Origin of the sequence: Vogesella sp. AC12 (assembly GCF_024437575.1) — a bacterium.
Taxonomy (GTDB): domain Bacteria; phylum Pseudomonadota; class Gammaproteobacteria; order Burkholderiales; family Chromobacteriaceae; genus Vogesella; species Vogesella indigofera.
The window spans coordinates 13,192-39,616 of record NZ_JANFNU010000001.1 but is presented as its reverse complement, the minus strand read 5'-3'; the positions used below and the strand labels follow the sequence as shown (position 1 = coordinate 39,616).

At 63.7% G+C, this 26,425-nt stretch carries 29 protein-coding genes; 7 read left to right on the top strand and 22 right to left on the bottom strand.

Translation table 11 applies throughout. The annotated features are described in order from the left end of the window. Positions 1 to 37 precede the first annotated feature (37 nt). Together NOM55_RS00215 and ybaL are read left to right on the top strand one after the other, a co-directional pair. Positions 38 to 757, top strand: a complete 720-nt coding sequence (locus NOM55_RS00215) for a S24 family peptidase (RefSeq protein WP_370687855.1) — start codon at positions 38 to 40, stop codon at positions 755 to 757. A gap of 531 nt (positions 758 to 1,288) precedes the next feature. Continuing rightward, the gene (gene ybaL, locus NOM55_RS00210; RefSeq protein WP_255906850.1) at positions 1,289 to 2,986 is read left to right on the top strand and encodes a YbaL family putative K(+) efflux transporter; all 1,698 of its coding nucleotides are present in this window, start codon (positions 1,289 to 1,291) and stop codon (positions 2,984 to 2,986) included. A 152-nt stretch (positions 2,987 to 3,138) separates the two neighbouring features. On the opposite strand, the gene NOM55_RS00205 is transcribed toward ybaL, so the two are convergent. The 22 genes from NOM55_RS00205 to NOM55_RS00100 form a co-directional block, all read right to left on the bottom strand. After that, positions 3,139 to 3,738 carry a PolC-type DNA polymerase III gene (locus tag NOM55_RS00205; protein ID WP_370687854.1) on the bottom strand — a complete coding sequence of 200 codons (600 nt, stop codon included), beginning with the start codon at positions 3,736 to 3,738 and terminating at the stop codon, positions 3,139 to 3,141. Beyond that, positions 3,738 to 3,941, bottom strand: coding sequence for a hypothetical protein (locus NOM55_RS00200; RefSeq protein ID WP_255906848.1), 204 nt, complete (start codon positions 3,939 to 3,941; stop codon positions 3,738 to 3,740). Before NOM55_RS00200 ends, NOM55_RS00205 begins: the two co-directional genes overlap by 1 nt. Before the next feature lie 69 nt (positions 3,942 to 4,010). After that, positions 4,011 to 4,355: a 2Fe-2S iron-sulfur cluster binding domain-containing protein gene (locus NOM55_RS00195; RefSeq protein ID WP_255906847.1), complete on the bottom strand. Its 345-nt coding sequence runs from the start codon at positions 4,353 to 4,355 to the stop codon at positions 4,011 to 4,013. Then, a complete protein-coding gene (glp, locus tag NOM55_RS00190; RefSeq protein WP_255906845.1) occupies positions 4,352 to 5,539 on the bottom strand; it encodes a gephyrin-like molybdotransferase Glp in 1,188 nt (395 codons plus the stop codon). The genes NOM55_RS00195 and glp overlap by 4 nt, the downstream gene beginning before the upstream one ends. Positions 5,540 to 5,613: 74 nt before the next feature. Next, the gene (locus tag NOM55_RS00185) at positions 5,614 to 5,826 is read right to left on the bottom strand and encodes a hypothetical protein (protein ID WP_047966496.1); all 213 of its coding nucleotides are present in this window, start codon (positions 5,824 to 5,826) and stop codon (positions 5,614 to 5,616) included. A gap of 41 nt (positions 5,827 to 5,867) precedes the next feature. Beyond that, positions 5,868 to 6,353 (bottom strand): DNA-deoxyinosine glycosylase, encoded by a 486-nt coding sequence (locus tag NOM55_RS00180; protein WP_255906844.1) that lies wholly within the window; start codon positions 6,351 to 6,353, stop codon positions 5,868 to 5,870. A gap of 10 nt (positions 6,354 to 6,363) precedes the next feature. Further along, positions 6,364 to 6,948, bottom strand: coding sequence for a ribonuclease HII (gene rnhB / locus NOM55_RS00175; protein ID WP_255906843.1), 585 nt, complete (start codon positions 6,946 to 6,948; stop codon positions 6,364 to 6,366). After that, positions 6,942 to 8,111, bottom strand: coding sequence for a lipid-A-disaccharide synthase (gene lpxB / locus NOM55_RS00170; RefSeq protein WP_255906842.1), 1,170 nt, complete (start codon positions 8,109 to 8,111; stop codon positions 6,942 to 6,944). Before lpxB ends, rnhB begins: the two co-directional genes overlap by 7 nt. A gap of 2 nt (positions 8,112 to 8,113) precedes the next feature. Beyond that, positions 8,114 to 8,890 (bottom strand): acyl-ACP--UDP-N-acetylglucosamine O-acyltransferase, encoded by a 777-nt coding sequence (lpxA, locus tag NOM55_RS00165; protein ID WP_047966499.1) that lies wholly within the window; start codon positions 8,888 to 8,890, stop codon positions 8,114 to 8,116. 2 nt (positions 8,891 to 8,892) lie between these two features. Continuing rightward, entirely contained in the window at positions 8,893 to 9,363 is a 471-nt protein-coding gene (fabZ, locus tag NOM55_RS00160; RefSeq protein ID WP_047966500.1) for a 3-hydroxyacyl-ACP dehydratase FabZ, read from the bottom strand. A 5-nt stretch (positions 9,364 to 9,368) separates the two neighbouring features. Beyond that, entirely contained in the window at positions 9,369 to 10,412 is a 1,044-nt protein-coding gene (gene lpxD / locus NOM55_RS00155; RefSeq protein WP_370687849.1) for a UDP-3-O-(3-hydroxymyristoyl)glucosamine N-acyltransferase, read from the bottom strand. 54 nt (positions 10,413 to 10,466) lie between these two features. Continuing rightward, positions 10,467 to 10,952: an OmpH family outer membrane protein gene (locus NOM55_RS00150; RefSeq protein ID WP_255906838.1), complete on the bottom strand. Its 486-nt coding sequence runs from the start codon at positions 10,950 to 10,952 to the stop codon at positions 10,467 to 10,469. A gap of 18 nt (positions 10,953 to 10,970) precedes the next feature. Further along, entirely contained in the window at positions 10,971 to 13,256 is a 2,286-nt protein-coding gene (gene bamA, locus NOM55_RS00145) for an outer membrane protein assembly factor BamA (protein WP_255906836.1), read from the bottom strand. Positions 13,257 to 13,269: 13 nt separating this feature from the next. Beyond that, a complete protein-coding gene (gene rseP, locus NOM55_RS00140) occupies positions 13,270 to 14,607 on the bottom strand; it encodes an RIP metalloprotease RseP (RefSeq protein ID WP_255906834.1) in 1,338 nt (445 codons plus the stop codon). Further along, positions 14,607 to 15,788 (bottom strand): 1-deoxy-D-xylulose-5-phosphate reductoisomerase, encoded by a 1,182-nt coding sequence (gene ispC, locus NOM55_RS00135; protein ID WP_255906833.1) that lies wholly within the window; start codon positions 15,786 to 15,788, stop codon positions 14,607 to 14,609. Before ispC ends, rseP begins: the two co-directional genes overlap by 1 nt. A 3-nt stretch (positions 15,789 to 15,791) precedes the next feature. Beyond that, positions 15,792 to 16,595, bottom strand: a complete 804-nt coding sequence (locus tag NOM55_RS00130) for a phosphatidate cytidylyltransferase (protein WP_255906829.1) — start codon at positions 16,593 to 16,595, stop codon at positions 15,792 to 15,794. Positions 16,596 to 16,598: 3 nt separating this feature from the next. Then, complete coding sequence (gene uppS / locus NOM55_RS00125; RefSeq protein ID WP_255906826.1) at positions 16,599 to 17,348, bottom strand: polyprenyl diphosphate synthase; 750 nt, start codon at positions 17,346 to 17,348, stop codon at positions 16,599 to 16,601. 10 nt (positions 17,349 to 17,358) lie between these two features. Continuing rightward, a complete protein-coding gene (gene frr, locus NOM55_RS00120; RefSeq protein ID WP_047966508.1) occupies positions 17,359 to 17,916 on the bottom strand; it encodes a ribosome recycling factor in 558 nt (185 codons plus the stop codon). A 78-nt stretch (positions 17,917 to 17,994) separates the two neighbouring features. After that, the gene (gene pyrH / locus NOM55_RS00115; protein ID WP_120809503.1) at positions 17,995 to 18,714 is read right to left on the bottom strand and encodes a UMP kinase; all 720 of its coding nucleotides are present in this window, start codon (positions 18,712 to 18,714) and stop codon (positions 17,995 to 17,997) included. Between the two features lie 86 nt (positions 18,715 to 18,800). Further along, positions 18,801 to 19,667, bottom strand: coding sequence for a translation elongation factor Ts (gene tsf, locus NOM55_RS00110; RefSeq protein WP_047966510.1), 867 nt, complete (start codon positions 19,665 to 19,667; stop codon positions 18,801 to 18,803). Between the two features lie 86 nt (positions 19,668 to 19,753). Then, positions 19,754 to 20,482 carry a 30S ribosomal protein S2 gene (gene rpsB / locus NOM55_RS00105; RefSeq protein ID WP_047966511.1) on the bottom strand — a complete coding sequence of 243 codons (729 nt, stop codon included), beginning with the start codon at positions 20,480 to 20,482 and terminating at the stop codon, positions 19,754 to 19,756. Between the two features lie 150 nt (positions 20,483 to 20,632). Continuing rightward, a complete protein-coding gene (locus NOM55_RS00100; RefSeq protein WP_255906823.1) occupies positions 20,633 to 20,848 on the bottom strand; it encodes a hypothetical protein in 216 nt (71 codons plus the stop codon). A gap of 36 nt (positions 20,849 to 20,884) precedes the next feature. Between NOM55_RS00100 and NOM55_RS00095 the strand changes: the two genes are divergently transcribed. The 5 genes from NOM55_RS00095 (at position 20,885) to NOM55_RS00075 (ending at position 26,424) form a co-directional block, all read left to right on the top strand. Next, positions 20,885 to 21,913, top strand: coding sequence for a nitronate monooxygenase family protein (locus NOM55_RS00095; RefSeq protein WP_255906822.1), 1,029 nt, complete (start codon positions 20,885 to 20,887; stop codon positions 21,911 to 21,913). A 311-nt stretch (positions 21,914 to 22,224) separates the two neighbouring features. After that, entirely contained in the window at positions 22,225 to 22,995 is a 771-nt protein-coding gene (locus NOM55_RS00090) for an ABC transporter ATP-binding protein (protein ID WP_255906821.1), read from the top strand. A gap of 71 nt (positions 22,996 to 23,066) precedes the next feature. Next, on the top strand, positions 23,067 to 23,855 hold the full coding sequence (nudC, locus tag NOM55_RS00085) for an NAD(+) diphosphatase (protein ID WP_255906819.1): 789 nt from the start codon (positions 23,067 to 23,069) through the stop codon (positions 23,853 to 23,855). A gap of 237 nt (positions 23,856 to 24,092) precedes the next feature. After that, positions 24,093 to 25,721: a methyl-accepting chemotaxis protein gene (locus NOM55_RS00080; RefSeq protein WP_255906817.1), complete on the top strand. Its 1,629-nt coding sequence runs from the start codon at positions 24,093 to 24,095 to the stop codon at positions 25,719 to 25,721. Between the two features lie 229 nt (positions 25,722 to 25,950). Further along, positions 25,951 to 26,424 carry a molybdopterin-dependent oxidoreductase gene (locus NOM55_RS00075; RefSeq protein WP_120809498.1) on the top strand — a complete coding sequence of 158 codons (474 nt, stop codon included), beginning with the start codon at positions 25,951 to 25,953 and terminating at the stop codon, positions 26,422 to 26,424. Position 26,425 lies beyond the last annotated feature (1 nt).

The following is a 26,425-nucleotide window of genomic DNA, read 5'->3' as shown; positions in this document are numbered from 1 at the left end:
ATCGGAAATGAAGCATAGCAATGAAGCGTCGCTTCCGATTCCTGAGAGCGGAATCGGAAGTCGCATAGGACTGGTTGCGGATCAATACGCAACTCGCACGGCCGCCGCTGCCACTGCAGGCGTTAGCGTAATTTCCTTACGTCGGTACATAACCGGGGAGCAGGCACCGTCTTTTGAAGTGCTAGCCAGGCTAGCTATGGAGAAAGGCGTTTCATTGGAATGGCTTGCCACTGGAGAAGGCACCATGCACAGGGGCGAAACAACAGCAGCACCCCAGCGCCACTCCGACCCCACGACATGCCCTTGCGTCGACACGCTTGGCAATCCCGTCGATCTTGAAGAATTCGTGTTCGTACCGCGCTACAACCTGCAGGCAGCAGCAGGCCATGGTGCAAGTAGTGACGACGAAAAGCCCTTGTTCAGCATGGCTTTCCGCAAGTACTGGATTGAAAATTACCTACGCGCCAACCCTGCAGATCTGTCGGTGATCTCGGTCAAAGGGGATTCGATGGAGGGGGTGCTGAACAATCGCGATGTGATCCTGCTAAACCTGTCTGATACACAGGCCAGCAGCGGCCTCTACGTGTTGCGCGTAGATGGCGACCTGGTGGTGAAGCGCGTGCAGCGGCTGCCAGGCTCAAAACTTCGCGTCACCAGCGCCAACGAGGCATACGAGCCATTCGAGGTTGACCTGAACAACGTGCCTGGTGACTTTGCTGTGATTGGACGGGTGGTTTGGTACGGACGCCAGATTTAATTGGCCCAAAATAATCAGTCAGAACTGACTGATCGTTGTGACAAAAAGGCCGCGAAAGATCGCGGCCTTGCTGTTTCTGGAGCGCTAAACGGGTTTTGAGCGTTAAACGACGACACGCCCCGCAAAGCCGCGCCATGTCTGCTTTCTTCCCACATCATCCCGCTTCATCCCACCGCCTCCCGCTGTGCCAATACTCCCACCACACCACATTGACACAACCCGGCACCATCGCAAGGTGCCAGCCACTGGCCACGCCCCCACCACCTTACTTAATCTGCGCTCCATCTGCATAAACTGTTAAAACCAGCCATATCACGATATTAATCGTCTAAAAATCCTATTTTTCATGATTAGCACGATAATTTCACGATATTTCAGGAACTTGTCAGACTGAGATAGTCAATCAATAGCCAACCCAGGTAAACCGGGCCAGCCTATATGGCCGCATCCGCGCTGGCCAACATCCTGTTTCCGAACTACACCGGGTTAACGATCCTTGTCATTGACTGTTCGATTCATAAAAGGAAAGCGATGCCGCACGATATTTCCCTGATCTCCACCATCGCCGCCGGGCTGGGCCTGGCCATGCTGTTCGGCTATTCCGCCACCCGCCTGGCCATGCCGCCGCTGGTCGGCTATCTGCTGGCCGGGGTGCTGATCGGCCCTTCCACGCCCGGTTTTGTGGCCGATGTGGCGCTGGCCGGTCAATTGGCCGAGATCGGCGTGATGTTGCTGATGTTCGGCGTCGGCCTGCACTTCTCGCTGTCGGACCTGATGGCGGTGAAACGCATTTCAGTGCCAGGGGCCATCGTGCAGATCGCGGTGGCCACCGCGCTGGGAGCGGCGACAGCCCTGTACTGGGGCTGGCCGGCGGGTGAGGCTCTGGTGTTCGGCTTGTGCCTGTCGGTGGCCAGCACCGTGGTGCTGCTGCGGGCACTGGAGGACCGGGGGGTGCTGGACAGCGTCAACGGTCGCATCGCCGTCGGCTGGCTGATCGTCGAAGATCTCGCCATGGTGCTGGTGCTGGTGCTGCTGCCACCACTGAGCGGCCTGCTCGGCGGCGAGGCCGCAAGCGGCGCCAGCAACGGCATGGGCATGACGCTGCTGATCACCCTGGCCAAGGTCGCGGCCTTCATCGCGCTGATGCTGATCGTCGGCCGCCGCCTGTTTCCGCGGCTGCTGTGGCTGGTGGCGCGCACCGGCTCGCGCGAGCTGTTCACGCTGTGCGTGATCGCCGCGGCGCTATGCGTGGCGCTGGGCTCGGCCAAGCTGTTCGACGTGTCGTTCGCACTGGGCGCCTTCTTTGCCGGCATGATGATGCGCGAGTCGGAGTTCAGCCACCGCGCTGCCGACGAGTCGCTGCCGCTGCGCGATGCCTTCTCGGTGCTGTTCTTCGTATCGGTGGGCATGCTGTTCGACCCGGCGATCCTGCTGCAGGAGCCGCTGAAGGTGCTGGCGGTGGTCGCCATCATCATGCTGGGCAAGACGGTCGCTGCCATCGCGCTGGTGCTGCTGTTCCGCTACCCGCTGAATACCGCGCTGACCGTCGGCGTCAGCCTGGCGCAGATCGGCGAGTTTTCCTTCATCCTGGCCGGCCTCGGCATGAGCCTGGGCCTGCTGTCGGCGGCCGGACAAAGCCTGATCCTGGCCGGCGCACTGATCTCGATCGCGCTGAACGCCGCGCTGTTTGGCTGCATTGCCCCGCTGCAGAACTGGCTGCGCCGGCACTCGCCGCTGGCGCAGAAGCTGGAACGGCGCGACGACCCGCTGGCCGAGCTACCAATGTCGGTCGACCAGGCGCTGCTCAGCGGCCAGGTGGTGCTGGTGGGCTACGGTCAGGTGGGACAGCGCATCGCCAGCCAGCTCGACCGGCTGGCGATCCCGTACGTAGTGGCCGACGAGAACCGTGAGCTGATCGAAGCGCTGCGCGCCAGCCACATTCCGGCGGTATGCGGCGATGCCGCCGAGGCGGCGGTGCTGATCCAGGCGCATGTCGCTCGCGCCAGCATGCTGGTGGTGACCGCGCCGGACATCTTCAAGACCCGGCAGATGATCCAGATTGCCCGCACCCTGAATCCGGCGATTGAAGTCATCCTGCGCACCGGCAACGAGGAGGAAGGCATGCTGCTGGAGAGCGAGCACCGCGGCCATGTATTCCTGGAAAAACAGGTGCTGGCCGACGGCATGGCGCAGCACATTGCCGGGCGCTTCCGGCCGGTGCTGCATTGAGGACTCAGAGCGTGTTCACGATCTCGCACGCTCACGCAAGACAAGGCGAAAACGGCTGAGGAAGCGGCTTTATCCAGATATAAAGCAAGCATTTCGAAGCCATCTTCAACGCCCCCATTGAGATCAAGTCGCAGCAGATCGTGAACAGGCTCTCAGTGCTGCTGCAGGAACTGCGGCACCTTGGCGGCGGCAACGCCCTGCAGCTTGCACAGCAAGGCATGATTCACCGGCTGGCGACAGCTGCGTGCCATGGTCTGGCCGAGGTGCAGCAGCAGGTTGGCCGCCATTTCGGCATCGGCCAGCGCGCGGTGGGCGCGGCCGGTGGCCGGCAGCCCGGCCCAGCGTGTCAGCGTGCCCAGCTTGTGGTCTGGCGCCTGCGGCAGCAGCCGGCGCGACAGCAACAGGGTGCAGGCAAAGTCCTGCGTCCGCGCCAGGCCGCACTGCGCCAGCTCGAAATCCCAGAACTTGCGGTCGAAGCTGGCATTGTGCGCCACCAGCGGGGTACGGCCGACGAAGTTGGCCGCATTGCGCATCACGCTTGCCGCCGGCGGTGCCGTGCGCAGCATCGCATTGCTGATGCCGGTCAGCTGCTCGATCATCGGCGGCACGCGCACGCCGGCGTTCATCAGGCTCTGGAAACGGTCGACGATGACGCCGCCCTCCAGCATCACGATACCGATTTCCGTGGCCCGCCCTTCCCGCCCCGGCGTGATGCCGGTGGTTTCGAAGTCGATCACGGCCACACGTTCGATCATGCCAGTGCCGCCTTGGCGGCTTCTTCCGGGCTCAGGCCGTCGTAGAACTGGTCGGTAAACCACTCGGCCTGCTCTTCAATGTGTTCCTGCGCCTGCGCCTGGGTGGCACCACCGGCGATCAGGAAGCCTTCGACTTCTTCGCACCAGGCCAGCAGTGCCAGGGTTTCGTCGTCCAGATCGTGCTCTTTTTTCTTGGCCATCGCCGTATCCTCTTGAATCGTCAACATAAAAAACAGCCGCGCATTGTACGCGGCTTTGGTGGCAGCAGCTTAATTATCTTGCGGCAGCGTGACCTGCCACGGCGCATCGGTGACCAGTAGATGACAGGCCAGCCGCACCGTCTGCGGCGTGTCCGGCCAGGTGTCGGCCGCCGCCTGCGCGGCGTCGATCAAGCCGGCCCGCAGCAGCACATTGCGCTCCTTGCGGCCAACCTTGACCGTGGCCGGCTGGCCGGCGTGTGCGATGTGCACCGCGCAGGTGCCACAGGTGCCCTGCCCACAGCGCCAGTGCAGCGGCACCTCGTGAAAACGCGCCACGTCGATCAGCAGGTCGCCGGCGCTGGCGTCGACCTCGGCCAGCGGCTGTCCGTCGCGCAGGAATTGCAGCGTGGTCACAGCGGATACACCGACAACAGGTCACCCGGCTGCACGCTCTGCCCCGGCTGCAGGCGCACCAGGCCATCGGCCCAGGCGCAGGAAGTCAGTACTCCGGAACCCTGGTTGGCAAAACGCTGTAGCAGCTGCTGGCCGTCCTGTTCCACGATGCGCACGCGCAGGAATTCCTCACGTTTCTGGTCCGGCTTGAGCCAGTCGAAAGCGGCCGGCAGCAGGCGCGGCTGCGGCCAACCTTGCACCGTCTCGCCCATGCGCGCGCGCAGGAAATCGCGCACCAGCACCGCAAAGGTGACGTAACCGGACACCGGGTTGCCGGGCAGACCGATGAAGTCGGCGTCGCCGATGCGGCCACTGGCCAACGGCTTGCCCGGCTTGATCGCGATTTTCCACAGCTGCAGCTCGCCCTCAGCCTCCACCGCCGCCTTGACGTGATCCTCCTCCCCCACCGATACCCCGCCGCAGGTCATCACCACGTCGGCACGCGCGGCGGCATCGCGCAGCGCGGCGCGGGTGGCGTCCAGCTGGTCGGCGATGATGCCCAGATCGATCACCTCGCAGCCGAGCTGGCGCAGCGCCGGCACCAGCCAGTAGCGGTTGGAGTTGTAGATCTTGCCGGCCGGCGCCGCCTCGCCCGGCTCCACCAGCTCGTCGCCGGTGAAGAACACCGCCACCTTCAGGCGGCGAAACACCGCCAGCTGCGGCTGGCCGATGGCGGCGGCGATGCCGAGGTCGGCATCGCGCAAACGTTGGCCGCAGGCCAGCACCACCTGGCCGACGGCGATGTCCTCGCCGCGGCGGCGGATGTTCTGCCCGGCGCGAACCGGCGCGGTGAAACGCACGCCGCCGTCAGCCTGCAGCTCGGCCTGCTCCTGCATCACCACCGCGTCGGCCTGCGGCGGGATCACCGCGCCGGTAAAGATGCGCGCCGCGCTGCCGGCGGCCAGTGCCTGCGGCAGCGCACCGGCGGGAATGCGCTGGCTGACCGGCAAAACGTTGGCCGCATCGGCGGCGCGCACGGCGTAGCCGTCCATCGCGCTGTTGTCATGGGGGGGCACGTCCAGCGGCGAGACCAGCTCGCGCGCCAGCACGCGGCCGGCGGCGTCCAGCAGCGGCACCTGCTCGATGGCATCGACGACACGGGCACGCGAAAGCAGCCAGTCACGGGTTTGGTCAACTGTTTGCATGATGGGAAACCGGAACAAGAGAAAGCCGCATCTTCTCACAGACGCGGCGGGGCGGACATCCGCCGCTTGGCGGATCAGGCGGCGCGCTCCAGCGGCAGCGTCGCCGGCGGTTCCTCGAAGCGCTGCCAGTGGGTGATCAGGATGGTGCTGAGGCCGCAATCGCGCGCGATGCGCGCCTCGATCTCCTCCAGCACACGATGGCTGTGGATGGTGCCGTCCAGCGTCACCTCGGCACGGCGGGTGGCGGCATCATCGGGACTGACAAACCAGATGCAGTAGTGGTTCATGACCTTCCTCCCGGCCCGCCGCGCGTACGGCAACGGGTTGATTATTGAAGGATATATCGGCCAAGCACTTGCCACTGGGCAAGTTTTTTCTCGAACGGCGTGGTCAGCGCCGGGCTGGACGACGGCAGCAGCAGGATGTCGAGACCGCTGGCGGCCAGGGTCGGCGCCGCCTTGGCCGCGGTCTTGCCGTTGAAGGCCACCGCCTGCAGCGCCGGCAATGTTGCCAGCAGCTCGGTCAGCGGGTTGAATGCCACATCGCGGATGTCGCTGTCGAGGCTGCCACGGCGCTGCGCCGAGGCCACCACGTCCCACAAGCCGACGCCCAGCGCCTGCAGTGCCGCCAGCCGCTGCGGGTAGGCCAGCGCGCTCAGCTCCACCGCGCCGAGCGCCGACAGCAACCGCCAGAACTGGTTGCGCGGGTGGGCGTAGTACTGCGCCGCCGCCAGCGAGGCATCGCCCGGCAGCGAGCCGAGAATCAGCAGCCGGGTGTCGGCATCAACGACGGGCGGAAAACTGCTCTTGCGCATGCGGCCAACCTTAAAACAGGCTGCCCTGTGCCAGTCCCAGCGCCTCGCGCACCGGGGCAAAGCTGCGGCGGTGCTCGGCCAGCACCCCAGCCTGCTGCAGCGCGGCCAGGTGCTCGGTGGTGGGATAGCCCTTGTGGCGGGCGAAGCCGTACTGCGGATGCAGTCGGTCGAGCGCGATCATTTCCGCATCGCGTGCGGTCTTGGCCAGGATCGAGGCGGCGGAGATTTCCTGCACCTTGGCGTCGCCCTTGACGATGGCTTCCGCCGGCAGCGTCAGCGTCTTCGGGATCTTGTTGCCGTCGATCAGCACCTTGCCCGGCGTGATCGCCAGGCCGTCGACGGCGCGCACCATCGCCAGCATGGTGGCCTGGAAGATGTTCAGCTGGTCGATCTCGGCGGCGGAGGCAAAGGCAATGTGCCAGGCCAGCGCCTTGTCGCGGATTTCCAGCGCCAGCGCCTCGCGCCGGGCTTCGCTCAGCTTCTTGGAGTCGGCGAGGCCGGCGATCGGCCGCGCCGGATCGAGGATCACCGCGGCGGTGAACACCGAGCCGATCAGCGGCCCGCGCCCGGCCTCGTCCACGCCGCAGATCAGCATGCGGCCAACTTGAGGATGGCCTGTGCCGCCAGGCGCGCCGAGTCCTGCTGCAGCGAGCGGTGCAGCTCGGTGAAGGTGCTGATCACCTCGTCGCGCGCTTCGGTGTTCTGGTACAGGTTGGCCACCGCCGCGGCCAGCTTGGCCGGCGTCGCCTCGTGCTGCAGCAACTCCGGCACCACGAAGCGCTTGGCGAGGATATTGGGCAGCCCGACGTAGGGCAGCTTCAGCTTGCGCTTGACCAGCTGGTAGGTCAGCCACGACAGCTTGTAGCTGATCACCATCGGCCGCTTGGTCAGCGCCACTTCCAGCGTCGCGGTACCGCTGGTGACCAGCACCACGTCGGCGGCGATCATCGCCATCTGCGCGTGCCCGATCAGCTTGCGGATCGGCAGGTCCCACGCCTTGTGTTCGGACAGCAGGCGATCGAACTGGTCCAGGGTTGGCCGCGTCGCCAGCGGCACCAGGAATTGCGCATCGGGGAACTGCTGCAACAGCAGGCGCGCGGTCTCGATGTACAGCCCGCCCATGTAGTCCAGCTCGCTCTTGCGGCTACCCGGCAGCAAGGCAAACACCGGCACGTCGCGCGGCAGGCCGAGCTGGTCGCGCATCGCCTCACGGTCCGGCTGCATCGCGATCTCGCCGGCCAGCGGATGGCCGACAAAGGTGGCGTTGACGCCGGCGGCGTCGTACAGCGGCTTTTCCATCGGGAACAGGCACAGCACCTGATCCGCCGATTCGCCGATCTTCACCACCCGCTCCGGCCGCCACGCCCACACCGACGGGCTGACGTAGTGCACGGTGGGAATGCCGGCCTGCTTCAGCCATTTTTCCAGCTGCAGGTTGAAGTCCGGCGCGTCGATGCCGATGAACACGTCCGGCTTTTCCGCCAGCAGGGTGTCGCGCAGGCGACGACGGATGCGCAGCAGCTCGGGCAGGCGCGACAGCACCTCGACATAACCGCGCACCGCCAACCGCTCCTGTGGCACCTGGCTGACAAAGCCGCGCGCCAGCATGCGCGGCCCGCCGATACCGGCGAAGGCGATGTCGGGATGCGCCGCTTTCAGCGCATCCATCAGGTGGGCGCCGAGCAGGTCGCCGGAGGCCTCGCCAGCCACCATGGCGACCTTGAGCTTGGCCGGACGGGCAAACAGCTTGTCAGTCATGGTTAACGGATGATGCCCCGGCCTGCGGTGTCGAAGAATTGCACGAACAGCGCCAGCTCGTCCCGGCCTTCCGCCGCCTGCGCCGTGATCTCGGCCTTGGCCTCGTCAAACGACAGGCCCTTGCGATACAGCGACTTGTAGGCGTTGCGGATGTTGCGGATCTGCTCGGCAGTAAAGCCGCGGCGCTTGAGACCCTCGGCATTGATGCCGGACGGTACCGCACGGTTGCCGTGTGCCATCACATACGGCGGCACGTCCTGTGCCACCGCGCTGGAGAACGCGGTCATGGCATGGGCGCCGATATGGCAGAACTGGTGCACGCTGGTGAAGCCGCCCAGAATCACCCAGTCACCGATGTGCACGTGGCCGGCCAGCGTCGCGTTGTTGGCGAAGATGGTGTGGTTACCGACCTGGCAGTCGTGCGCCAGATGGACATAGGCCATGATCCAGTTGTCGTTTCCGATGCGGGTCACACCGCCATCCTGCGCGGTGCCAATGTTGAAGGTGCAGAATTCGCGGATGGTGTTGTTGTCGCCGATTTCCAGCCGTGTCGGCTCACCGGCGTACTTCTTGTCCTGCGGCATCGCACCCAGCGAGCAGAACTGGAAAATGCGGTTGTTCTTGCCGATGCGGGTATGACCTTCGATCACCACGTGCGGGCCGACCCAGGTGCCGCTGTCGATGCTGACATTGGCGCCGATGATGCTGTATGCGCCAATTTCGACGTCGGGGGCGATCTGCGCCCCGTCAGCGATGATGGCAGTCGGATGAATGGCCATGCTTACACCTCGCGTTTTGCGCACATGATCTGCGCCTCGCACGCCACCTGGCCGTCGACCAGGGCACGGGCGTTGTATTTGGCAATGCCGCGCTTCATCGACAGCTGTTCCACTTCCAGCACCAGCTGGTCGCCCGGCACCACCTGGCGCTTGAAGCGCGCGCTGTCGATGCCAACGAAGAAGTACAGTTCGTTCTCCGGACGCTCGCCGACGCTGCGGATCGACAGGATGCCGGCGGCCTGCGCCAGTGCCTCGATGATCAGCACACCCGGCATCACCGGATACTGCTCGAAGTGCCCCATGAAGAATGGCTCGTTGATGGTGACGTTCTTCAGCGCCTTGATGCGCTTGTTGGCCTCGAACTCGGTGACGCGGTCTACCAGCAGGAACGGGTAACGGTGCGGCAGGTAACGCATGATCTCGCGGACATCGATCGATACGGCGCAGTTTTCGGCAGATACGGCTTCAGTCATTCTGTTCAGTCCTTGTTCTGTTGCGCTGTACTCAGCGCTTTTTCAAGTTGTTTGACACGGGTCACCAGGTCGTCCAGATGGCGGACATGGGCGGCATTGGCCAGCCACTCCTTGTGCGTCGCCATCGGGTAGACCGCGGTGTAGGCATCCGCCTTGCGGATGGATTTGGAAATCAGGGTACCGGCGCCGACATGGGTGCCGTCGGCGATCTCCAGATGGCCGATGATGCGCGCGGCGCCGCCGATGGTGCAGCGCGCACCGATGCGGGTGCTGCCGGCCACCGCGGCGCAACCGGCCATCGCGGTGTGGGCGCCGACCGTCACGTTGTGGGCAATCTGGATCTGGTTGTCGAGCTTGGCGCCCTCGCCGATCACGGTATCGGACAGCGCGCCACGGTCGATGGTGGTATTGGCGCCGATTTCGACATCGTCGGCGATCACCACCACGCCGGTTTGCGGAATCTTGAACCAGCGGTCACTGTTCCAGGCGAGGCCGAAGCCGTCGGCACCGATCACCGCGCCGGCGTGCACCATCACCCGCGAGCCGAGGCGGCAGCCGTGATAGACGACCACATTGGGATAGAGCACCACGTCGTCGCCCAGGCAGACATCGTCACCGAGCACCACGCCGGGATGCAGGATGCAGCGCTCGCCGATGGTCACGTTGCGACCGATGCTGACCAGCTCGCGAACCTCACTGCTGGCGGTGATGCGGCAGCCGTCGGCCACCACCGCGCGCGGGTGCACGCCGCCACGCGCCACCGGCAGCGGGCTAAACAGCCGCGCCACCCTGGCAAAATACAGGTACGGATCCGCCGCCAGGATCAGGCTGCGGCCAACCTTGGCCGCCTCTTCCGCCAGCGCCGGCTTCACGATCACCGCCGCAGCTGCGCTGGACGCCAGCTGGCTGCGATACTTGGGATTGGCCAGGAAGGTGATGTCACTCGCCCCGGCCTCATCCATCGGCGCCAGGCGCTGGATCTCACGATCGTCGCCACGCAGCTCGCCGCCCAGGGCGGCCACAATTGCAGATAGTTTCATGGTGTGCATCAAAAATGAAGCCGACACGAGTCGGCTTCAGGTAACAAGGCGGACAGTGCCGGCTTACTTTTCCAGCTCTTTCAGGACCTTGCCGGTAATGTCGTGCTTGGGGCTGACGTACACCACATCCTGCAGGATTACGTCGTACTGCTCGCGATCGGCGATGGTCTTGATGATGCGGTTGGCCCGCTCCTGCACCGACGCGAACTCCTCGTTTCGGCGCTGGTTCAGGTCGTCGCGGAAGTCGCGCATCTTGGCGGCATACTCGCGCTCGGTGGCGGCCAGATCACGCTCCATCGCCTTGCGCTCGGCTTCCGGCACCTTGTTGCGGGCGATGCCTGCTTCCAGCTCCTTGCCCTTGGCCGCCAAGCGCTTCAGATCCGCCTCGCGTACCGCGAACTCCTTTTCCAGCTTTTTCTGGGCATTGACCGCCGGTGCCGCCTCGCGATAAACGCGCTCGGTATTGACGTAACCCATCTTGAAGTCGGCCGCCGACGCCGGCACCGCCAGCATCAGCCCAACACTGCAAAGCACTGCTTTCAGCATCATTCTTGCCACCCTGAATCCTTAGAAAACCTGCCCCAATGTAAACTGGAAGCGCTGCAACTTGTCGGTTTCTTTGCTGCCAATCGGGAACGCGTAGCTGAACTTCATCGGCCCCACCGGCGACAACCACGACAGCGCCAGACCGGTCGAGTAGCGCGCGCCGCTGGATGCCGTTACCGATGTGTCCTTGTCATCCCACAGCGTGCCACCATCGAAGAACACACTGCTGCGCAGGCTGCGATTATCCTTCATGCCGGGGAACGGGAACAGCAGTTCTGCCGAGAAGGACAGCTTGCGAGTACCGCCCAGGGCATCGCCATTGCTGTCCAGCGGGCCGAGGCTGCCGTTGTCGTAGCCGCGCACCGAGCCGATACCGCCGATGTAGTAGTTCTGGAAGAACGGCAAGCGGCTGGTCCGGCCATAGCCATTGGCCATGCCGATTTCGCCACCCAGCGCCAGCGTGTAGTTCTTCGACAGCGGCCAGAACCAGGTCTGGTTGTGCGACAGGCGGTAATACTGGATGTCGCCGCCCGGCAGGCCGGCATCGGCGTACACGCTCATGCTGGCACCGCGCGTCGGCCACAAGGCGCTATCACGGGTATCACGCGACCAGCCGGCAGAGGCCAATAGGGTCATGTTGCTGGCACCATACTGCGCGACAAAGTCCTCGTAGCGCTGCGGACTGTCTTCGTACAGCTTGATCGTGGTGTTTTCAGCGCCGAAGCTGAAGCTGATACGATCGTACTCGGTGATCGGCACGCCGAAGCGGGCGGCCAGACCGGTGGTCTTGGTACTGTACTGTGCGCGGTCCGCTTTTTGCGGATTGTAGCTGCGGCTGTACAGGTCGTAGCCAAGGCTGACGCCATCGACGGTGTAGTACGGATCGGTAAACGAGATCGACGCGTTCTTGTTGGTCTTGCCGTTGGCAAAGCTGACCGACAGCGACTTGCCGGAACCCAGCACGTTGGCCTGCGACACCGAGGCGCTCAACTGCAGGCCGTCACCCTGGGCAAAGCCGACACCGGCCTGGATGGAACCGGTCGGGCGTTCCTTCACCGTCACGTTCATGTCTACCTGGTCCGGGGTATCGACCACCGGCGGGGTTTCGATGTTGACGCTTTCGAAGTAGCCTAGCAGCTCCAGACGTTCCTTGCTGCGCTTGACGCCCTCGCCGTTGTATTGCGCGCTTTCCAGCTGGCGCAACTCGCGACGAATGACCTCGTCACGGGTACGGGTGTTGCCGGCGATGCTGACCCGACGTACCGAGGTGAGACGGCCCGGGTCGACGAAGAAGGTCAGCGTCACCTGCTTGGTCTTGGCGTCCACTTCCGGCGCGACATTGACGTTGGCAAAGGCATAGCCTTCCGCACCCAGCCGGTCGGACAGCGCGGTCACGGTTTCGTTGACCTGCTCACGGTTGAACAGGTCGCCCTGCTTCACCAGCAGCAGCTTGCGCAGCTCGGCTTCCGGCAGTTTCAGGTCGCCGCCGAGACGGACATCGGCAATGCGGAACTGCTCGCCCTCGCGGATGTTGACGGTGACGAACATGTCCTTCTTGTCTGCGCTGATCGCCACCTGTGTCGATTCGATGTTGAACTCGACGTAACCCTGGTTCTGGTAGAAGGCACGCAGCTTCTCCAGGTCGGCAGACAGCTGCTGGCGCGAATACTGGTCGGAACGCGACAGCCACGACAGCCAGCCCGACGGGGTCAGCGCCATTTCTTCCAGCAGCTCGTCCTGCTCGAACGCCTTGGCACCGACGATGCGGATATCGCGGATCTTAGCGGTAATGCCTTCCACGATGTCCAGCGTTACCGCCACACGGTTACGCTCCAGTCGCGTCAGCTGCGGCTGGATCTCTACCGAGTACTTGCCCTTGCTGAAATACTGGCGTTTCAGTTCCTGTACCGCCTGGTCGAGCAAGCCCTGATCAAAGATGCGCGACTCGGCGAGGCCGTTGTCCTTCAGTGCCTTGACCAGCTGGTCCTTACTGAACTCCTTGGCGCCGTTGATCTGCAGTTGTGCGATCACCGGGCGCTCGCTGACCGCCAGGATCAGCACGTCACCCTCGGTCTCAATGCGCACGTCGTTGAAGAAGCCGGTGGCGAACAGTGCCTTGATGGCATCGGCGGCTTGCTGCTGGGTGAAGGTATCCCCCACCTTGAGCGGAAGGTAGCTGAATACGGTACCGGGCTCGGTACGCTGCAGACCTTCAACGCGAATATCCTTGATCACAAAACTGTCGGCAGCCCAGGCCGGCGACAGGAAAGTGGCGGCAAGTGCCGCCACAAGAAAGCGTTTGTTCATGGTTTTTATAATCCTAGCCGGCAAAAAGCCGGCCGAAGTCATTGAACAGGGCCAGCAACATGACTGTCATGATGAAAGCCATCCCCAAACGCTGACCGATTTCATATACTCGATCGGGCAACGGTCGCCCGCGTATCCACTCCGCGACATGATACAGCAAGTGCCCGCCATCCAGCACCGGCACAGGTAACAGGTTGAATACCCCCAGACTGACGCTGATCAGCGCCATGAACTCCAGCAGCGGCACCAGCCCCAGGTCGGCGCTCTTGCCGGCGTAATCGGCGATGGTCAGCGGCCCGCTCAGCGCTTCCAGCGCCACCGTACCGGTAAACATCGCACCAATCATACGCAAACTGGATGCCATGAGGCTAGCCGTGCGTGCCAGCGCCTGCTGCAACGCCTCGCCTGCCCCTACCGTCACCCGCTGTTCGATTTTCTGCTGCCACGCCACATCGGGCAGCGCGCCGGCACCGATGCGGCCAACCTTTTGCCCGTTGTACTCGCTGCTGTCCGGCGTCAGCACCACCTCGCGCAACTGGCTGTCGCGCTGGATGCGCAAGCGGATGGCCTGCCCGGGACGGGCCTGCACATAGCTGACCCACGCCGGCCACGACGCCAGCGGCTGACCATCCGCGCCCAGCAAACGGTCGCCCTGGCGCAGGCCGGCCCGTGCCGCCGCGCCGTCCGGCGCCAACTCGCCCAGCGCCAGATGGTAACGCAGCGGCGACAAACCGAGCCGGGCGAGGCTCTGCTCGTTGAGCTGCTGCAGGCCGAATGCCGGCAAGTTCACCGCCAGCGTCATGTCCACGCCGTCACGGGCGATGTACAGCACCATGCGGCCATCGAGGGCAATGGCGTCACTGAGCCCGCCACGCAGCGCGTGCCAGTCGGCGACCTCGGTATCGTTGACCGCCCGGATGTGATCACCGGGCAGCACGCCGGCCGCCGCCGCCGCCGACTGTGGCGCGACGCTGCCGACATAGGGCAGCAGACGGGTCTGCTCACCCTGCATCACCACAAAGAACAGCAACACCGCTAGCAGCAAGTTGGCCAGCGGCCCGGCGATCGAAATCAGGATTTTCTGCCACGGCGGACGCTGGTTGAAGGCACGCGGCAAGTCAGCAGCCGACACCGCTGCCTCGCGGCTGTCGAGCATGCGTACGAAGCCGCCCAGCGGAATCCAGCCGATTTTCCAGCTGGTTTCGCCGCGCTGCCAGGTCAACAGCGGCCGGCCGAAACCGATGGAGAACTCCAGCACCTTGACCCCGCAATAGCGAGCGGCGACATAGTGGCCAAACTCGTGAAAGGTGACCAGCACCCCGATCACCAGCAGGAAGGCCAGCAAGGCCATTATGCGGCCACCCAGGCCAGCACCTGGCGACGGGTATCCGCATCACGCTGCAAGAGGGCTTCCAGCTCGTGGCAGGCGGACAGGTCCTGCGTTTGCAGCGCACGCTCCACCAGATTGGGAATATCGAGAAAGGCAATGCGCTGCTGCAGGAAGGCCTCGACGGCGATCTCGTTGGCAGCATTGAGCACCGCCGAGGCAGCACCACCGGCGCGCAAGGCATCGAACGCCAGCCGCAGACAGGGGAAGCGTTGCAGGTCCGGCGCCTCGAACGTCAGCCCGGACAGGGCCAGGAAGTCCAGCGCCTTCACCGGTGCGGCAATGCGCTCCGGCCAGCCCATCGCGTAGGCAATCGGCGTGCGCATGTCGGGCGAGCCCAGCTGCGCCAGCACCGAGCCGTCCTTGTAGCGCACCATGGAGTGGATCACGCTTTGCGGATGCACCACCACGTCGATACGGTCGGCCGGGGCATTGAACAGCCAGTGCGCCTCGATTACTTCCAGCCCCTTGTTCATCAGGGTGGCGGAGTCGACGGAAATCTTGCGCCCCATCACCCAGTTCGGATGATTGCAGGCGTCGTCGGGCGTGACGTGGCGCAGGCTGGCCGCATCGCGCTGGCGGAACGGGCCGCCGGACGCGGTCAGGATCAGCTGCTCGATGCCATTGCGGTCGAGGTTGCCGTCATAGGCCGCCGGCAAGGCCTGGAACAGCGCATTGTGCTCGCTATCCACCGGTAGCAGTTCGGCACCACTGTCACGCACCGTGCGCATGAACAGCTCGCCGGCAACCACCAGCGACTCCTTGTTCGCCAGCAGGATGCGCTTGCCCAGCCGCGCTGCGGCCAACGTTGGCCGCAGGCCGGCGGCACCGACGATGGCCGCCATCACCATGTCCGCCTCCGGCAGGGTCGCCGCCACTTCCAGCGCCGCCTCGCCGTAAGCCACTTCGGTCGAGCACCCCGCGTCACGCAGCCGCTGCTGCAACTGGCTGGCGGCCGATGCATCGGCCACCACCGCCAGCAAGGGACGGAACTGCAAGCATTGCGCAAACAGCTTGTCGACCTGGCGATGCGCGGTCAGCGCCACCACGTGATAACGCCCGGGGTGGCAAGCCACCACGTCGAGAGTGTTGACGCCGATGCTGCCGGTGGCGCCAAGTACGGTAATACCTTGAGAACGGTTCATGATTCAGACCAGCAAAAGACGGAGCGCATGGGACACCGCCAGCACGGCAATCAGGCTATCAATACGGTCGTACACCCCGCCATGACCCGGCAGCAGCTGGCTGCTGTCCTTGATGCCGGCGCTGCGCTTGAACCAGGACTCCAGCAGGTCGCCGACCACGCTGACCGCGGTCAGGCCGATCGCCAGCGGCAGCAGCCATAACGGCGACAGCGGCACGTTGAGCCAGCCCCATTGTGTCACCAGCCAGCTGTACAGCGAGACGCCGACCACCGCGCCGGCGACTCCTTCCCAGCTCTTGCCGGGACTGATCGTCGGTGCCAGTTTGTGCTTGCCAAAGGCCTTGCCGGCAAAATAGGCGGCGATGTCGGCCACCCACACCAGTCCCATCACAGCCAGCAGCTGCAGGCCATCGGCGACGGTAGGTTGCGGCCGCCACGCGAGGAAGGCGAACCATGCCGGAAACAGCAACAGCCAGCCCAGCAACATCGCCGGCAAGCCAGTGGGCAGCGGCCAACGTTTGGCCAGCCAGCACGGTGCCAGCAGCAGCCACACCAGCAGCGACAGCGCCATCAGCGCCGCCGGCGCGACAAAGCCCTGCAGCCACAGGCCGGCGGCAACCACGGTCGACACCGCCAGATAAACGTAGCGTACGGCACCATCAAGGCGGGCCATGCGGGCGAACTCCCACAGCGCCAGCACGATGATCAGCCAGGAAAAACCGGCCCAGGCCACGCCATTGAACAGGAACAGCGCCGCCAGCATCAGCGGAAGCAGCACCAGCGCCGTCAGAATACGCGTCTTGAGCATGACTCAGCCTCGGCGTTGGGTTTCGGGCAGTTGCTCGCTGGTACGGCCGAAACGGCGCTCACGAGACCGGAACGATGCCACCGCCGAGGTCAATGCCTGCGCATCGAAATCCGGCCACAGCAAATCGGTAAAGAACAACTCGGTATAGGCCAGCTGCCACAGCAGAAAATTGCTGATGCGCTGCTCGCCACCGGTACGGATGAACAGGTCCGGTTCCGGGGCGTAGGCCATCGACAGGTTGGCCGCAAGGGCAGCCTCGTCCAGCCGGGTTGCGCCTTGTGCCAGCAGCCGGTTGGCGGCCTGCATCACGTCCCAGCGGCCGCCGTAGTCAGCGGCGACGGTCAGCACCAGCCCGGCATTGCCGGCGGTGCGCGCCTCGGCGCGCTCGATGCGTTCGACGATTTCGGCGGAGAAGCGTTCGCGCGAACCGACCACGTACAGGCGGATGTTGTTGCGGTGCAGCTTGTCCACCTCGCGCTCCAGCGCGGTCATGAACAACCCCATCAGGAAGCTGACCTCATCCGGCGGACGGCGCCAGTTTTCGGTGGAAAACGCGAACAGGGTCAGGTATTCGACACCCTGGTCGGCACAGGCCTTGATGGTGTCGCGCACCGACTCCAGCCCGCGCTTGTGGCCGGCAACGCGCGGCAGAAAGCGCTTCTTGGCCCAGCGGCCGTTGCCATCCATGATGATGGCGATATGCCGGGGTACGGGTCGTACCTCGGGCACATCCTGCGTGGAACTCGCGAACAAGCGATACCCCTTATACGGCCAGCAGTTCGGCTTCTTTGGTCGCCAATGCCTTGTCGATCTCGGCGGTATACTTGTCGGTCAGCTTCTGGATTTCGTCCTGGCCGCGGCGCTCTTCGTCCTCGGTGATGGCCTTGTCCTTGAGCAGGTTCTTGAAGTCGTTGTTGGAGTCGCGACGCACATTGCGCACCGACACGCGCGCGCCTTCGGCTTCGCTGCGTACTACCTTGATCAGGTCGCGGCGGCGCTCTTCGGTCAGCATCGGCATCGGCACGCGAATCAGGTCGCCCATGCTGGCCGGGTTCAGACCCAGATCACAGTCACGGATCGCTTTTTCGATCTTGCCGGCCATGTTCTTTTCCCACGGCTGCACGCCGATGGTACGGGCGTCGATCAGCGTCACATTGGCCACCTGGTTGACCGGCACGTCACTGCCATAGTATTCCACCATGACGTGATCGAGCAGACCGGTATGGGCACGACCGGTACGCACCTTGGCAAGGTCTGCCTTGAAGGTTTCGAGGGTCTTTTGCATCTTGTGCTCGGCCGATTTTTTCACGTCATTAATCATGATTACTCCCGTTGTATCTCTAAAAAACAAAGCGGAAAACGGCTGACGCCGCTTCCGCCCTATCCATATTCATTAGGCTCAGCAGTGTACCAGCGTGCCTTCGTCTTCGCCAAGCACCACGCGCTTGAGCGCGCCGTCCTTGAAGATGCTGAACACCTTGATATTCAGCTGCTGGTCGCGGCACAGTGCAAACGCGGTCGCGTCCATCACCTTGAGGTTGCGCGAGATGGCCTCGTCGAAGGTCAGCGTCTGGTAACGCACCGCATCCGGGTTTTTCTTCGGGTCATCGGTGTACACGCCGTCCACCTTGGTCGCCTTCAGCATGATGTCCACGTTCATTTCCATGCCGCGCAGTGCAGCCGCGGTATCGGTGGTGAAGAACGGGTTGCCGGTACCGGCGGCGAAGATGACGACCTTGCCCTCTTCCAGGTACTGCATCGCCTTGCCGCGCACGTAAGGCTCGGCGATCTGCTGCATGGTCAGTGCCGACTGCACGCGGGCGATGAGGCCAACCTTGGTCATCGCATCCTTCAGCGCCAGCGCGTTCATCACCGTCGCCATCATGCCCATGTAGTCGGCGGTGGCGCGATCCATGCCGGCAGCGGCAGGCGCCACGCCACGGAAGATGTTGCCGCCACCAATGACGATACCCACCTCGATCCCCATCGCCACCACTTCTTTGATCTGACCGACAATTTGTTCGATGGTGGCACGGTTGATACCGTAACTGTCATCACCCATCAGGGCCTCACCGGACAATTTCAGCAAGATTCGTTTATAGGCAGGAGCTTGGCTCATGATCACCTCGGGCGTGGGGTTAGAATTCAATTTGCAAAACGGCACCCTGCAAGCAGGGTGCCGTTGGACCGTTCAGTTAACGGGGATTACAGCTTGGCAGCAGCGGCCACTTCAGCAGCGTAGTCAACTACGGCTTTTTCGATGCCTTCGCCAACAACCAGCATCGCGAATGCATTCACTTTAGCCGATTTCTCGGCCAGCAGTTTTTCTACAGTCACGTCCGGGTTCTTAACGAAAGGCTGACCCACCAGGGTCACTTCGGCCAGGAACTTGTTCACGCGGCCTTCAACCATCTTGGCAACGATGTCGGCTGGCTTGCCGGATTCGGCTGCCTGTGCGGTGTAGATCTTGCGCTCTTGTTCCAGCGTCTCGGCCGGAACCTGGTCTTTCGACACGCAGATCGGCTTGGAAGCGGCGATGTGCATGGCGACATCACGACCCAGGGCTTCGTCGCCGTTCAGGTCAACGATGACACCGATCTTGGCGCCGTGCAGGTAAGTCGCGATGGTGCCTTCGGTGCTGTAGCGAACAAAACGACGGATGGTCATGTTCTCGCCCAGCTTGGCGATGGCGGCCTTGCGGATTTCTTCTACCGATACACCGTCAATTTCAACGGCGGACAGCGCTTCGACATCGGCAGGGTTGGCCACAACCACAGCCTTGGCAGCAGCAGCAGCCAGTGCCAGGAAGGTCGGATCCTTGGCAACGAAGTCGGTTTCGCAGTTCACTTCCACCAGCGCGCCAACACCACCTTCGATGCAGGAACCGATGATGCCTTCGGCAGCAACACGGCCGGCCATCTTGGAAGCCTTGTTACCGGACTTGATGCGCAGGATTTCTTCGGCCTTGGCCAGATCACCCTCGGCTTCAACCAGTGCCTTCTTGCATTCCATCATGCCCAGACCAGTCGCTGCGCGCAGGTCGCCAACCATCTTTGCGGTAATTTCCGCCATGACTTACTCCTTCAAAAGTATACGGTTACGTCTCATCAGGGTTCGAAAAAAGGGGCTTGCGCCCCTTTTTCGCGTTGCCCTTTAGCTTATTCAGCGGCAGCTGGTTCAGCAGCAACGATTTCCTGCAGCGACTGGGCGCGGCCTTCCAGTACGGCGTCGGCGATGCCGCGAGCGTACAGACGGATGGCACGGCTGGAGTCATCGTTACCTGGGATTACGTAGTCGATGCCTTCTGGCGAGTTGTTGGTATCAACAACACCGATAACCGGGATGCCCAGCTTCTTGGCTTCAACAACGGCACCTTTCTGGTAGCCGGTGTCGATTACGAAGATCGCGTCTGGCAGGCCCTTCATGTCCTTGATACCACCCAGCGAACGCTCCAGCTTTTCAACTTCGCGCTGCATGTCCAGCAGCTCTTTCTTGTTGAAGCCGGAATCGCCAGCCAGTTCCAAGGCAGCGCGCTTGTCTTCCAGGCGCTTGATGGACTGCTTAACGGTCTTGTAGTTGGTCAGCATACCGCCCAACCAGCGGTGATCCACGAATGGCGCGCCTGCACGGGACGCTTCTTCACGGACGATCTCACGCGCCTGACGCTTGGTACCCACAAACAGCACGTTGCCTTTGTTAGCAGTCAAACGACGCACATAGTCCTGGGCGCCAACGAACAGTGGCAGAGTCTTTTCCAGGTTGATGATGTGAATCTTGTTACGGCTGCCGAAAATGTACTGAGCCATTTTCGGGTTCCAGAAACGGGTTTGGTGGCCGAAGTGAACGCCGGCCTCAAGCATTTGACGCATGGTCACATTGTTGGACATTTAAATCTCCTAAAGGGTTATGCCTCCATCCGTACAGACAACCTTGCGTACAAGGCACCCTTTGGTACGGATGTGCGTGATATCCCCCAGACATTGAGGGAACTCGCAATTGTAGCATTGCCGCGACGGCGGGTTCAAGCCGTCAGCCGCTCAAAATTCGCCGTCCGGGTTTTTCAGGCGCCGGATGCGGCGGCGGCGCAAACGCAACATGATCAGCGTCGGCAGGAAACCGAGGAAAAACAGCAGAATGCCTGCGCGAATCAGGCTGTCCTGCACCACCGCCAGCATCAGCACCACATACAGCCACGCAATCACAATCAGATACATATCAAACGACCGTTTGAAAAAAAACCAATAGTGTGTCAAGAATAGCGCATTCCCGCCCTCAGGAGCCGCCCGATCATGCACACCCGTTTCACCGAGACCTTTGGCGTCCAGCTACCCCTGCTCTGCCCCGGCATGAGCTATATCGCCACCCCGGAACTGGTCGCCGCCACCAGCAACGCCGGCGGCCTCGGCATCCTTGCCACCGGCCCGCTCACCGCGGAGCAGACACGCAGCGCCATCCGCCACATCCGCAGCCTGACCGACAAACCGTTCGGCATCGGCTGCACCCTGATGATGCCCAGTGCCAGGGAAAACGCCGAAGTGGCACTGCAGGAGCAGGTGCCGGTGATCAATTTCTCGCTCGGCAAGGGCGACTGGATCGTCAAGCGCGCCAGCAGCTATGGCGGCAAGGTCATCGCCACCGTGGTCACCGAGAAGCATGCCATTGCTGCAGAGAAGATCGGCGTCGACGCCCTGCTGGTCACCGGCCATGAGGCAGCCGCCCACGGCGGTGAAGTCACCTCGCTGGTACTGATTCCGGCCATCCGCAAGGTCAGCTCGCTGCCCATCATCGCCGCCGGCGGCTTTGGCACCGGCCAGGGGCTGATCGCGGCACTGGCACTGGGCGCCGACGCCATTGCCATGGGTAGCCGCCTCGCCATGACCCAGGAAAGCCCGGTACACCACACCACCAAGAACATGATTCGCCAGCGCAGCGTCGGCGACACCATCTACTCGCGCAACTTCGACGGCCTGTGGTGCCGGGTGATGGACACCCCGACTGCACGCAAGCTGACCCGCAAGCCGCTGGGCCTGCTGGTGGCCGGCTGGCGCGCACTGGGCATGGCGCACCGCATGAAGCTGCCAATCGGCAAGACGGTACTGGGGGGCATGCTGACGCAGCCGCAGAACCTGCGCCAGCTGGCGCAATTCGGCGCCGCCACCGAGTCGATCCGGCTGGCGATCGAGGACGGCGATCATCAGCGCGGAGTACAGCTGATCGGCCAGGTACAGGGCCTGCTTGACGACGTCCCCACTGTCAACGAGCTGTTCCAGCGCCTGGTGAATGAAGCACGCGCCACGCGCGACAAGCTGCCCAGCTGAAATACCACCCGCGGGCGCAGCCGCCGCTGCGCCCCCCCCCCCCCCCCCCTCCGCCAAACAACCCCCACTTGCCGACAAGGCGCAGAGTCGCTATCGTCTGATAATGATTCTTGTTTAGTAAAAATTGGATGTGGACCACGTGCCGGCAGGCGCCCTAGCACAGCACCGCACGCACGTTGGCCGCAACGCCGCAAGCATCCGCCCGCACAACGACAAGGCAAGCCCGGCGACCACGCCCCGGCACCGAGCCTGCCATGCGGCCAGCGCAAGTCCGGATCGCCGCAACCCGGCAATCAACTTAGGAGCAGCCAATGCCAGATCTCGCCTACCAGATTGAGCGACTACAGGTTCGCCGCGGCAACGACAGCCTGCTCGATTGCCAGCAACTGCAAATCCCGGCCCACCGCGTCACCGCCGTCATTGCCGCCCACACCCCGGAACACAGCCTGCTACTGCAGGCATTGGCCGGCGCACACGGCCCGCAGCAGGGCCGCCTGTTTGGCCAGCCGCTACCAGCAGGCCGCCACGATGCCCGCATTGCCGGGCTGGCGCCCGCCGCCACCAATCCGCGGCAACGGCTATTTGATTACGTGCTGCAAGGCCGCCTGCCGGCCTCGCGCTGGCTGCTGCGACCGTCGCCACTGGATCGTGACTCCGCCACCCTGGCCTTGCGACTGGTCGCACTGGAGGCACAAGCCGGACAAAGGCTGGCCAACCTGACTCCCAGCGAACAGCAACTGGCGCGCATCGCCCGCAGTCTGGCCCAGCCCGCGCCACTATTGTTGCTGGATCAATGGACCGCGCATCTCTCTGCACAGCAACAACTGCTGCTGATGCAGCGGCTGGTGCGGCTGGCGCCGACCGGGCGCACCATCGTCTGCACCCTGCCCGAGCACAGCCCTGTCGCCAGTCACGCGCAGTGGCTGGTATTGCTGGCCGGCGGCCGCCTGCTGGCGCAAGGCAGTCCGGCACAGCTGCGGCCAGCCGCAAGCGGACACCCGCCGCACCATGCAGCGCCATTCGCCAGCCCGTCTGGCAGCCAGCTTCCCGCCGCGGCCTGGCCATCCCGCCTCGCCGCCTGAAATGCGCGACCCGGTTTCACCAAACGCACCGAGGGCATAGAATCGGCACATCCGTTTCCAGCCCAGCCGCCATGACACTCCATTTACCCGCCGTTGCCGACCCTAGCCTGCCCACCCGCTGGTGCCTGTTTGATGGCCAGCAAGTCTGGCTCGATGCCGGGGCCTTTCCCGCGCAACGCCCGGCGCACAGCAGCAATCCGCACTTCATCGGCCACAACGGCCAATTCAACCTGTTCAGCGCCGAGTTGATCGGCGCGGCCCCGCCACAGTGGCAGGCCCACACCCTGCGCCAGGCGTTGCAAGGCCTCCCGGCCGATGCGGTACCGCTACTGGCCCGTGCCGCACAGTTGCGGCGCTTCGAGCACAGCCACCGCTTTTGCGGCGCCTGCGCCCAGCCGCTGCAAGCGCACCGGCACGATCACGGCCGCGGCTGTCCGTCCTGTGGCGAGCTGTACTACCCGCGTCTGTCGCCGGCGATGATGGTGGCGGTCACCCGTGGCCGCGAAATCCTGCTCGCCCGCGGCCCGCACTTCAGTCCCGGCCTGTACAGCGCCCTCGCCGGCTTCGTCGAGCCGGGCGAAACGCTGGAAGCCTGCGTCGAGCGCGAAACGGCGGAAGAGGTCGGCATCCGGATCCGGCAGCTACAGTATGTCGGTTCGCAATCTTGGCCGTTCCCGCACTCGCTGATGCTGGCCTTCACCGCCGAATACACCGCCGGCGAGATCACGCCGCAGCCGGGCGAGATCGAAGCCGCCGACTGGTTCGACATCGACCACCTGCCGCCAACCCCGGCCGGACACTCCATCGCACACTGGCTGATCAAGCACACCGTCGAGCAGCTGCGCCGCCGCGAACACTGAGCCGTGCTGCGGCAAGACCACCACATCTTGCGGCCAACCTTGGCCGCAACAACAAGACGGAACGTGACAAAAATGCCGGCCAGCCCGTAAAGTCCTTGCACAAAGTGGCGGTGATTACGATAAAGATTCTAAAGAATCACAATTGCATTTAATATCGACCACACCAAAACGCGGCACACACCGTATGCGCCGCACACCCGACATCACCTACAAAAAATACTCTGCAAGGACAAAATCATGGGGAAACTAAAACTGGCACAGCGCCTGGCGCTGGGCTTCGGTGCCGTCATCACCCTGCTGGTGCTCGGTTCGGCCTTTACCCTGTTCCGCCTCGGCGGCATTCAGGAACGGGTATCGGAACTGGTGGAATACCGCATCCCGGTGATCCAGAACTCCCGCTCGCTGAGCGCCGCCCTGCTGTCGGTCACCAACGCGGCACGCACCATCCTGCTGGAAAGCGATGACAAGCTGGTCGAGGAAAAACTCGACATCCTGAAGAAATCGGCAGCCAAGGCGCAGCTGGAATTCAAGGAAATGCAGACGCTGGCCAAGGACCCGAAAGAGGTGGAACTGGTCGGCAAGATCGACAAGTCGATGAAGGAATTCAACGTCCTGGTCGACAAGCTGCTGCCGATGATCGTGCGCCAGAAATGGGACGCCTCGATCATCGTCTCGGAAAAACTGGAACCGCAGGAGCGCCTGCTCAGCATGCAGCTGGACAAACTGATCGCCTACCACACCCAGGTGATGGAAGAGCAGAAAGCGTCCACCACCAGCACGCTGAAGGAAACCATGCTGGCGGCGATCATCGCCATCATTGCCAGCGTCGGCGCCAGCATCATGGTGGCACTGCTGATTGCCCGCTCGCTGACGCGCCAGATTGGCGGCGAACCGGATTACGCCGCGGAAGTGATGAAGGAGATCGCGCACGGCAACCTCGGCATCAGCGTCAAGATCGGCAAGGGCGACAACAGCTCGCTGCTGTACAACCTGTCGCGGATGACCAGCGAACTGAACGGCGCCCTGCGCACCGTCGAGCGTAGCGTGCAGGAAAGCAGCGCCGCCTCGGATGAACTGCGCAACACCATGCAGCGTCTGGTCAGCCGCTCCGAAGAACAGAACCGTGCCGCCGACGAGATGGCCAGCGTGATCCAGCAGATGGCCGTCGGCGTACAGGAACTGCACCACAGCGCCGGCAGCGCCGAAAGCGCGGCCCGCACCGCCAGCGGCGATGCCCGCCAGGGCGTGGAAGTGATCCAGGGCGCGGTACGCGAAATGGATGCCATCAGCACCCTGATCAAGTCCACCGCCGGCAGCATCCACGAGCTGGGCCGCCAGTCGCAGACCATCGACAACATCGTGTCGGTCATCCGCGACGTCGCCGACCAGACCAACCTGCTGGCGCTGAACGCCGCCATTGAGGCCGCCCGCGCCGGCGAACAGGGCCGCGGCTTTGCCGTGGTCGCCGACGAGGTGCGCAAGCTGGCCGAGCGCACCACCAAGGCCACCGGTGAAATCGCCGAGATGATCGGCGCCATCCGCGTCAGCTCGCAACAGGCGGTGGAAGCGATGAACCAGTCGGTGGAACGCGCCCACACCAGCGCGGCACAGGGCCAGCGCGCCGGCGAATCGATTGTCGCGATCCAGAGCGGCACCGAGACCGTCGGCCAGAGCGTGCTGTCGATCGCCAGCTCGCTATCCGACCAGGCCCGCTCCGGCGAGCAGGTGTCGCGAGAAGTGCAGCGCATCACCGCCATCGCCCAGCGCAACCGCGAGGCCGCCGACGAGGCTGTCTCCGCCGCCGCGCGCATGAGCGAACTGACCGAGGAGATCCGTCAGAGCTTCAGCCGCTTCCACACCGCCTGAGGTTGGCCGCAAGGCAAGCTCCGACCCCAAGGAAAGCCGCTGCCAAGCGGCTTTCCTGTCTACGGTAGCGACCAGCACGGCAGCTGCGCCGGCAAGCATTGGAGAACAGGCAACAGCCCGCCGCGGAGACCGGCCAAGCGGCGAAGAACAAGACCCACGACAGCAAGATGGCAAGCGGCCGCCACCGCGCGACACCCCGTTCAGAGCACACAGCGGAAAGGACACAGCAATGAACACATGGCGCAACAGTCTTGTGACCCTGGCCCTGCTGGGCAGCGCCGCGCATGCCATGGCGGCCGACGACGTGATCCTGACCGTGACCCGCAGCGCCGGGCAAGCACACCACTTCACCCTGCAACAGCTTGCCGCACTGCCACAAGCCAGCATCATCACCGCCACGCCGTGGACCACCGGCAAGCACCACTATCGCGGCGTCGCGATCAGCACCCTGCTCCAGCAGTTGCAGATCACACCGCAAGCGCTCAAGGTTCACGCGCTGAATGACTTCTGGGCCAGGATACCCACCGCCGTGGCGCTGCAATACCAGGCAATCCTGGCCACCCACGTCGATGGCCAGCCGATGAGCCGCCGCAACAAGGGCCCGCTGTGGATCATCCTGCCGTTGAGCGAGCACCCCGAGCTCAATCAAGAGAAATACCACAACTACATGGTGTGGCAAGCCAGAACCATAGAAGCCGAATGAA

Coding starts and splice junctions, on each gene's coding strand:
- rseP (WP_255906834.1), bottom strand. CDS start 14,607: ATGGCCTTGCTGGCCTTCCTGCTGGTGATCGGGGTGCTGGTCACCTTT.
- ybaL (WP_255906850.1), top strand. CDS start 1,289: ATGCCGCACGATATTTCCCTGATCTCCACCATCGCCGCCGGGCTGGGC.
- NOM55_RS00090 (WP_255906821.1), top strand. CDS start 22,225: ATGCCAGATCTCGCCTACCAGATTGAGCGACTACAGGTTCGCCGCGGC.
- rpsB (WP_047966511.1), bottom strand. CDS start 20,482: ATGTCCAACAATGTGACCATGCGTCAAATGCTTGAGGCCGGCGTTCAC.
- pyrH (WP_120809503.1), bottom strand. CDS start 18,714: ATGAGCCAAGCTCCTGCCTATAAACGAATCTTGCTGAAATTGTCCGGT.
- NOM55_RS00130 (WP_255906829.1), bottom strand. CDS start 16,595: ATGCTCAAGACGCGTATTCTGACGGCGCTGGTGCTGCTTCCGCTGATG.
- ispC (WP_255906833.1), bottom strand. CDS start 15,788: ATGAACCGTTCTCAAGGTATTACCGTACTTGGCGCCACCGGCAGCATC.
- lpxB (WP_255906842.1), bottom strand. CDS start 8,111: ATGACTGACAAGCTGTTTGCCCGTCCGGCCAAGCTCAAGGTCGCCATG.
- NOM55_RS00075 (WP_120809498.1), top strand. CDS start 25,951: ATGAACACATGGCGCAACAGTCTTGTGACCCTGGCCCTGCTGGGCAGC.
- NOM55_RS00200 (WP_255906848.1), bottom strand. CDS start 3,941: ATGGCCAAGAAAAAAGAGCACGATCTGGACGACGAAACCCTGGCACTG.
- NOM55_RS00180 (WP_255906844.1), bottom strand. CDS start 6,353: ATGCGCAAGAGCAGTTTTCCGCCCGTCGTTGATGCCGACACCCGGCTG.
- bamA (WP_255906836.1), bottom strand. CDS start 13,256: ATGAACAAACGCTTTCTTGTGGCGGCACTTGCCGCCACTTTCCTGTCG.
- tsf (WP_047966510.1), bottom strand. CDS start 19,667: ATGGCGGAAATTACCGCAAAGATGGTTGGCGACCTGCGCGCAGCGACT.
- lpxA (WP_047966499.1), bottom strand. CDS start 8,890: ATGGCCATTCATCCGACTGCCATCATCGCTGACGGGGCGCAGATCGCC.
- NOM55_RS00185 (WP_047966496.1), bottom strand. CDS start 5,826: ATGAACCACTACTGCATCTGGTTTGTCAGTCCCGATGATGCCGCCACC.
- rnhB (WP_255906843.1), bottom strand. CDS start 6,948: ATGCTGATCTGCGGCGTGGACGAGGCCGGGCGCGGGCCGCTGATCGGC.
- lpxD (WP_370687849.1), bottom strand. CDS start 10,412: ATGCACACCATGAAACTATCTGCAATTGTGGCCGCCCTGGGCGGCGAG.
- glp (WP_255906845.1), bottom strand. CDS start 5,539: ATGCAAACAGTTGACCAAACCCGTGACTGGCTGCTTTCGCGTGCCCGT.
- nudC (WP_255906819.1), top strand. CDS start 23,067: ATGACACTCCATTTACCCGCCGTTGCCGACCCTAGCCTGCCCACCCGC.
- NOM55_RS00150 (WP_255906838.1), bottom strand. CDS start 10,952: ATGATGCTGAAAGCAGTGCTTTGCAGTGTTGGGCTGATGCTGGCGGTG.
- NOM55_RS00080 (WP_255906817.1), top strand. CDS start 24,093: ATGGGGAAACTAAAACTGGCACAGCGCCTGGCGCTGGGCTTCGGTGCC.
- NOM55_RS00095 (WP_255906822.1), top strand. CDS start 20,885: ATGCACACCCGTTTCACCGAGACCTTTGGCGTCCAGCTACCCCTGCTC.
- frr (WP_047966508.1), bottom strand. CDS start 17,916: ATGATTAATGACGTGAAAAAATCGGCCGAGCACAAGATGCAAAAGACC.
- fabZ (WP_047966500.1), bottom strand. CDS start 9,363: ATGACTGAAGCCGTATCTGCCGAAAACTGCGCCGTATCGATCGATGTC.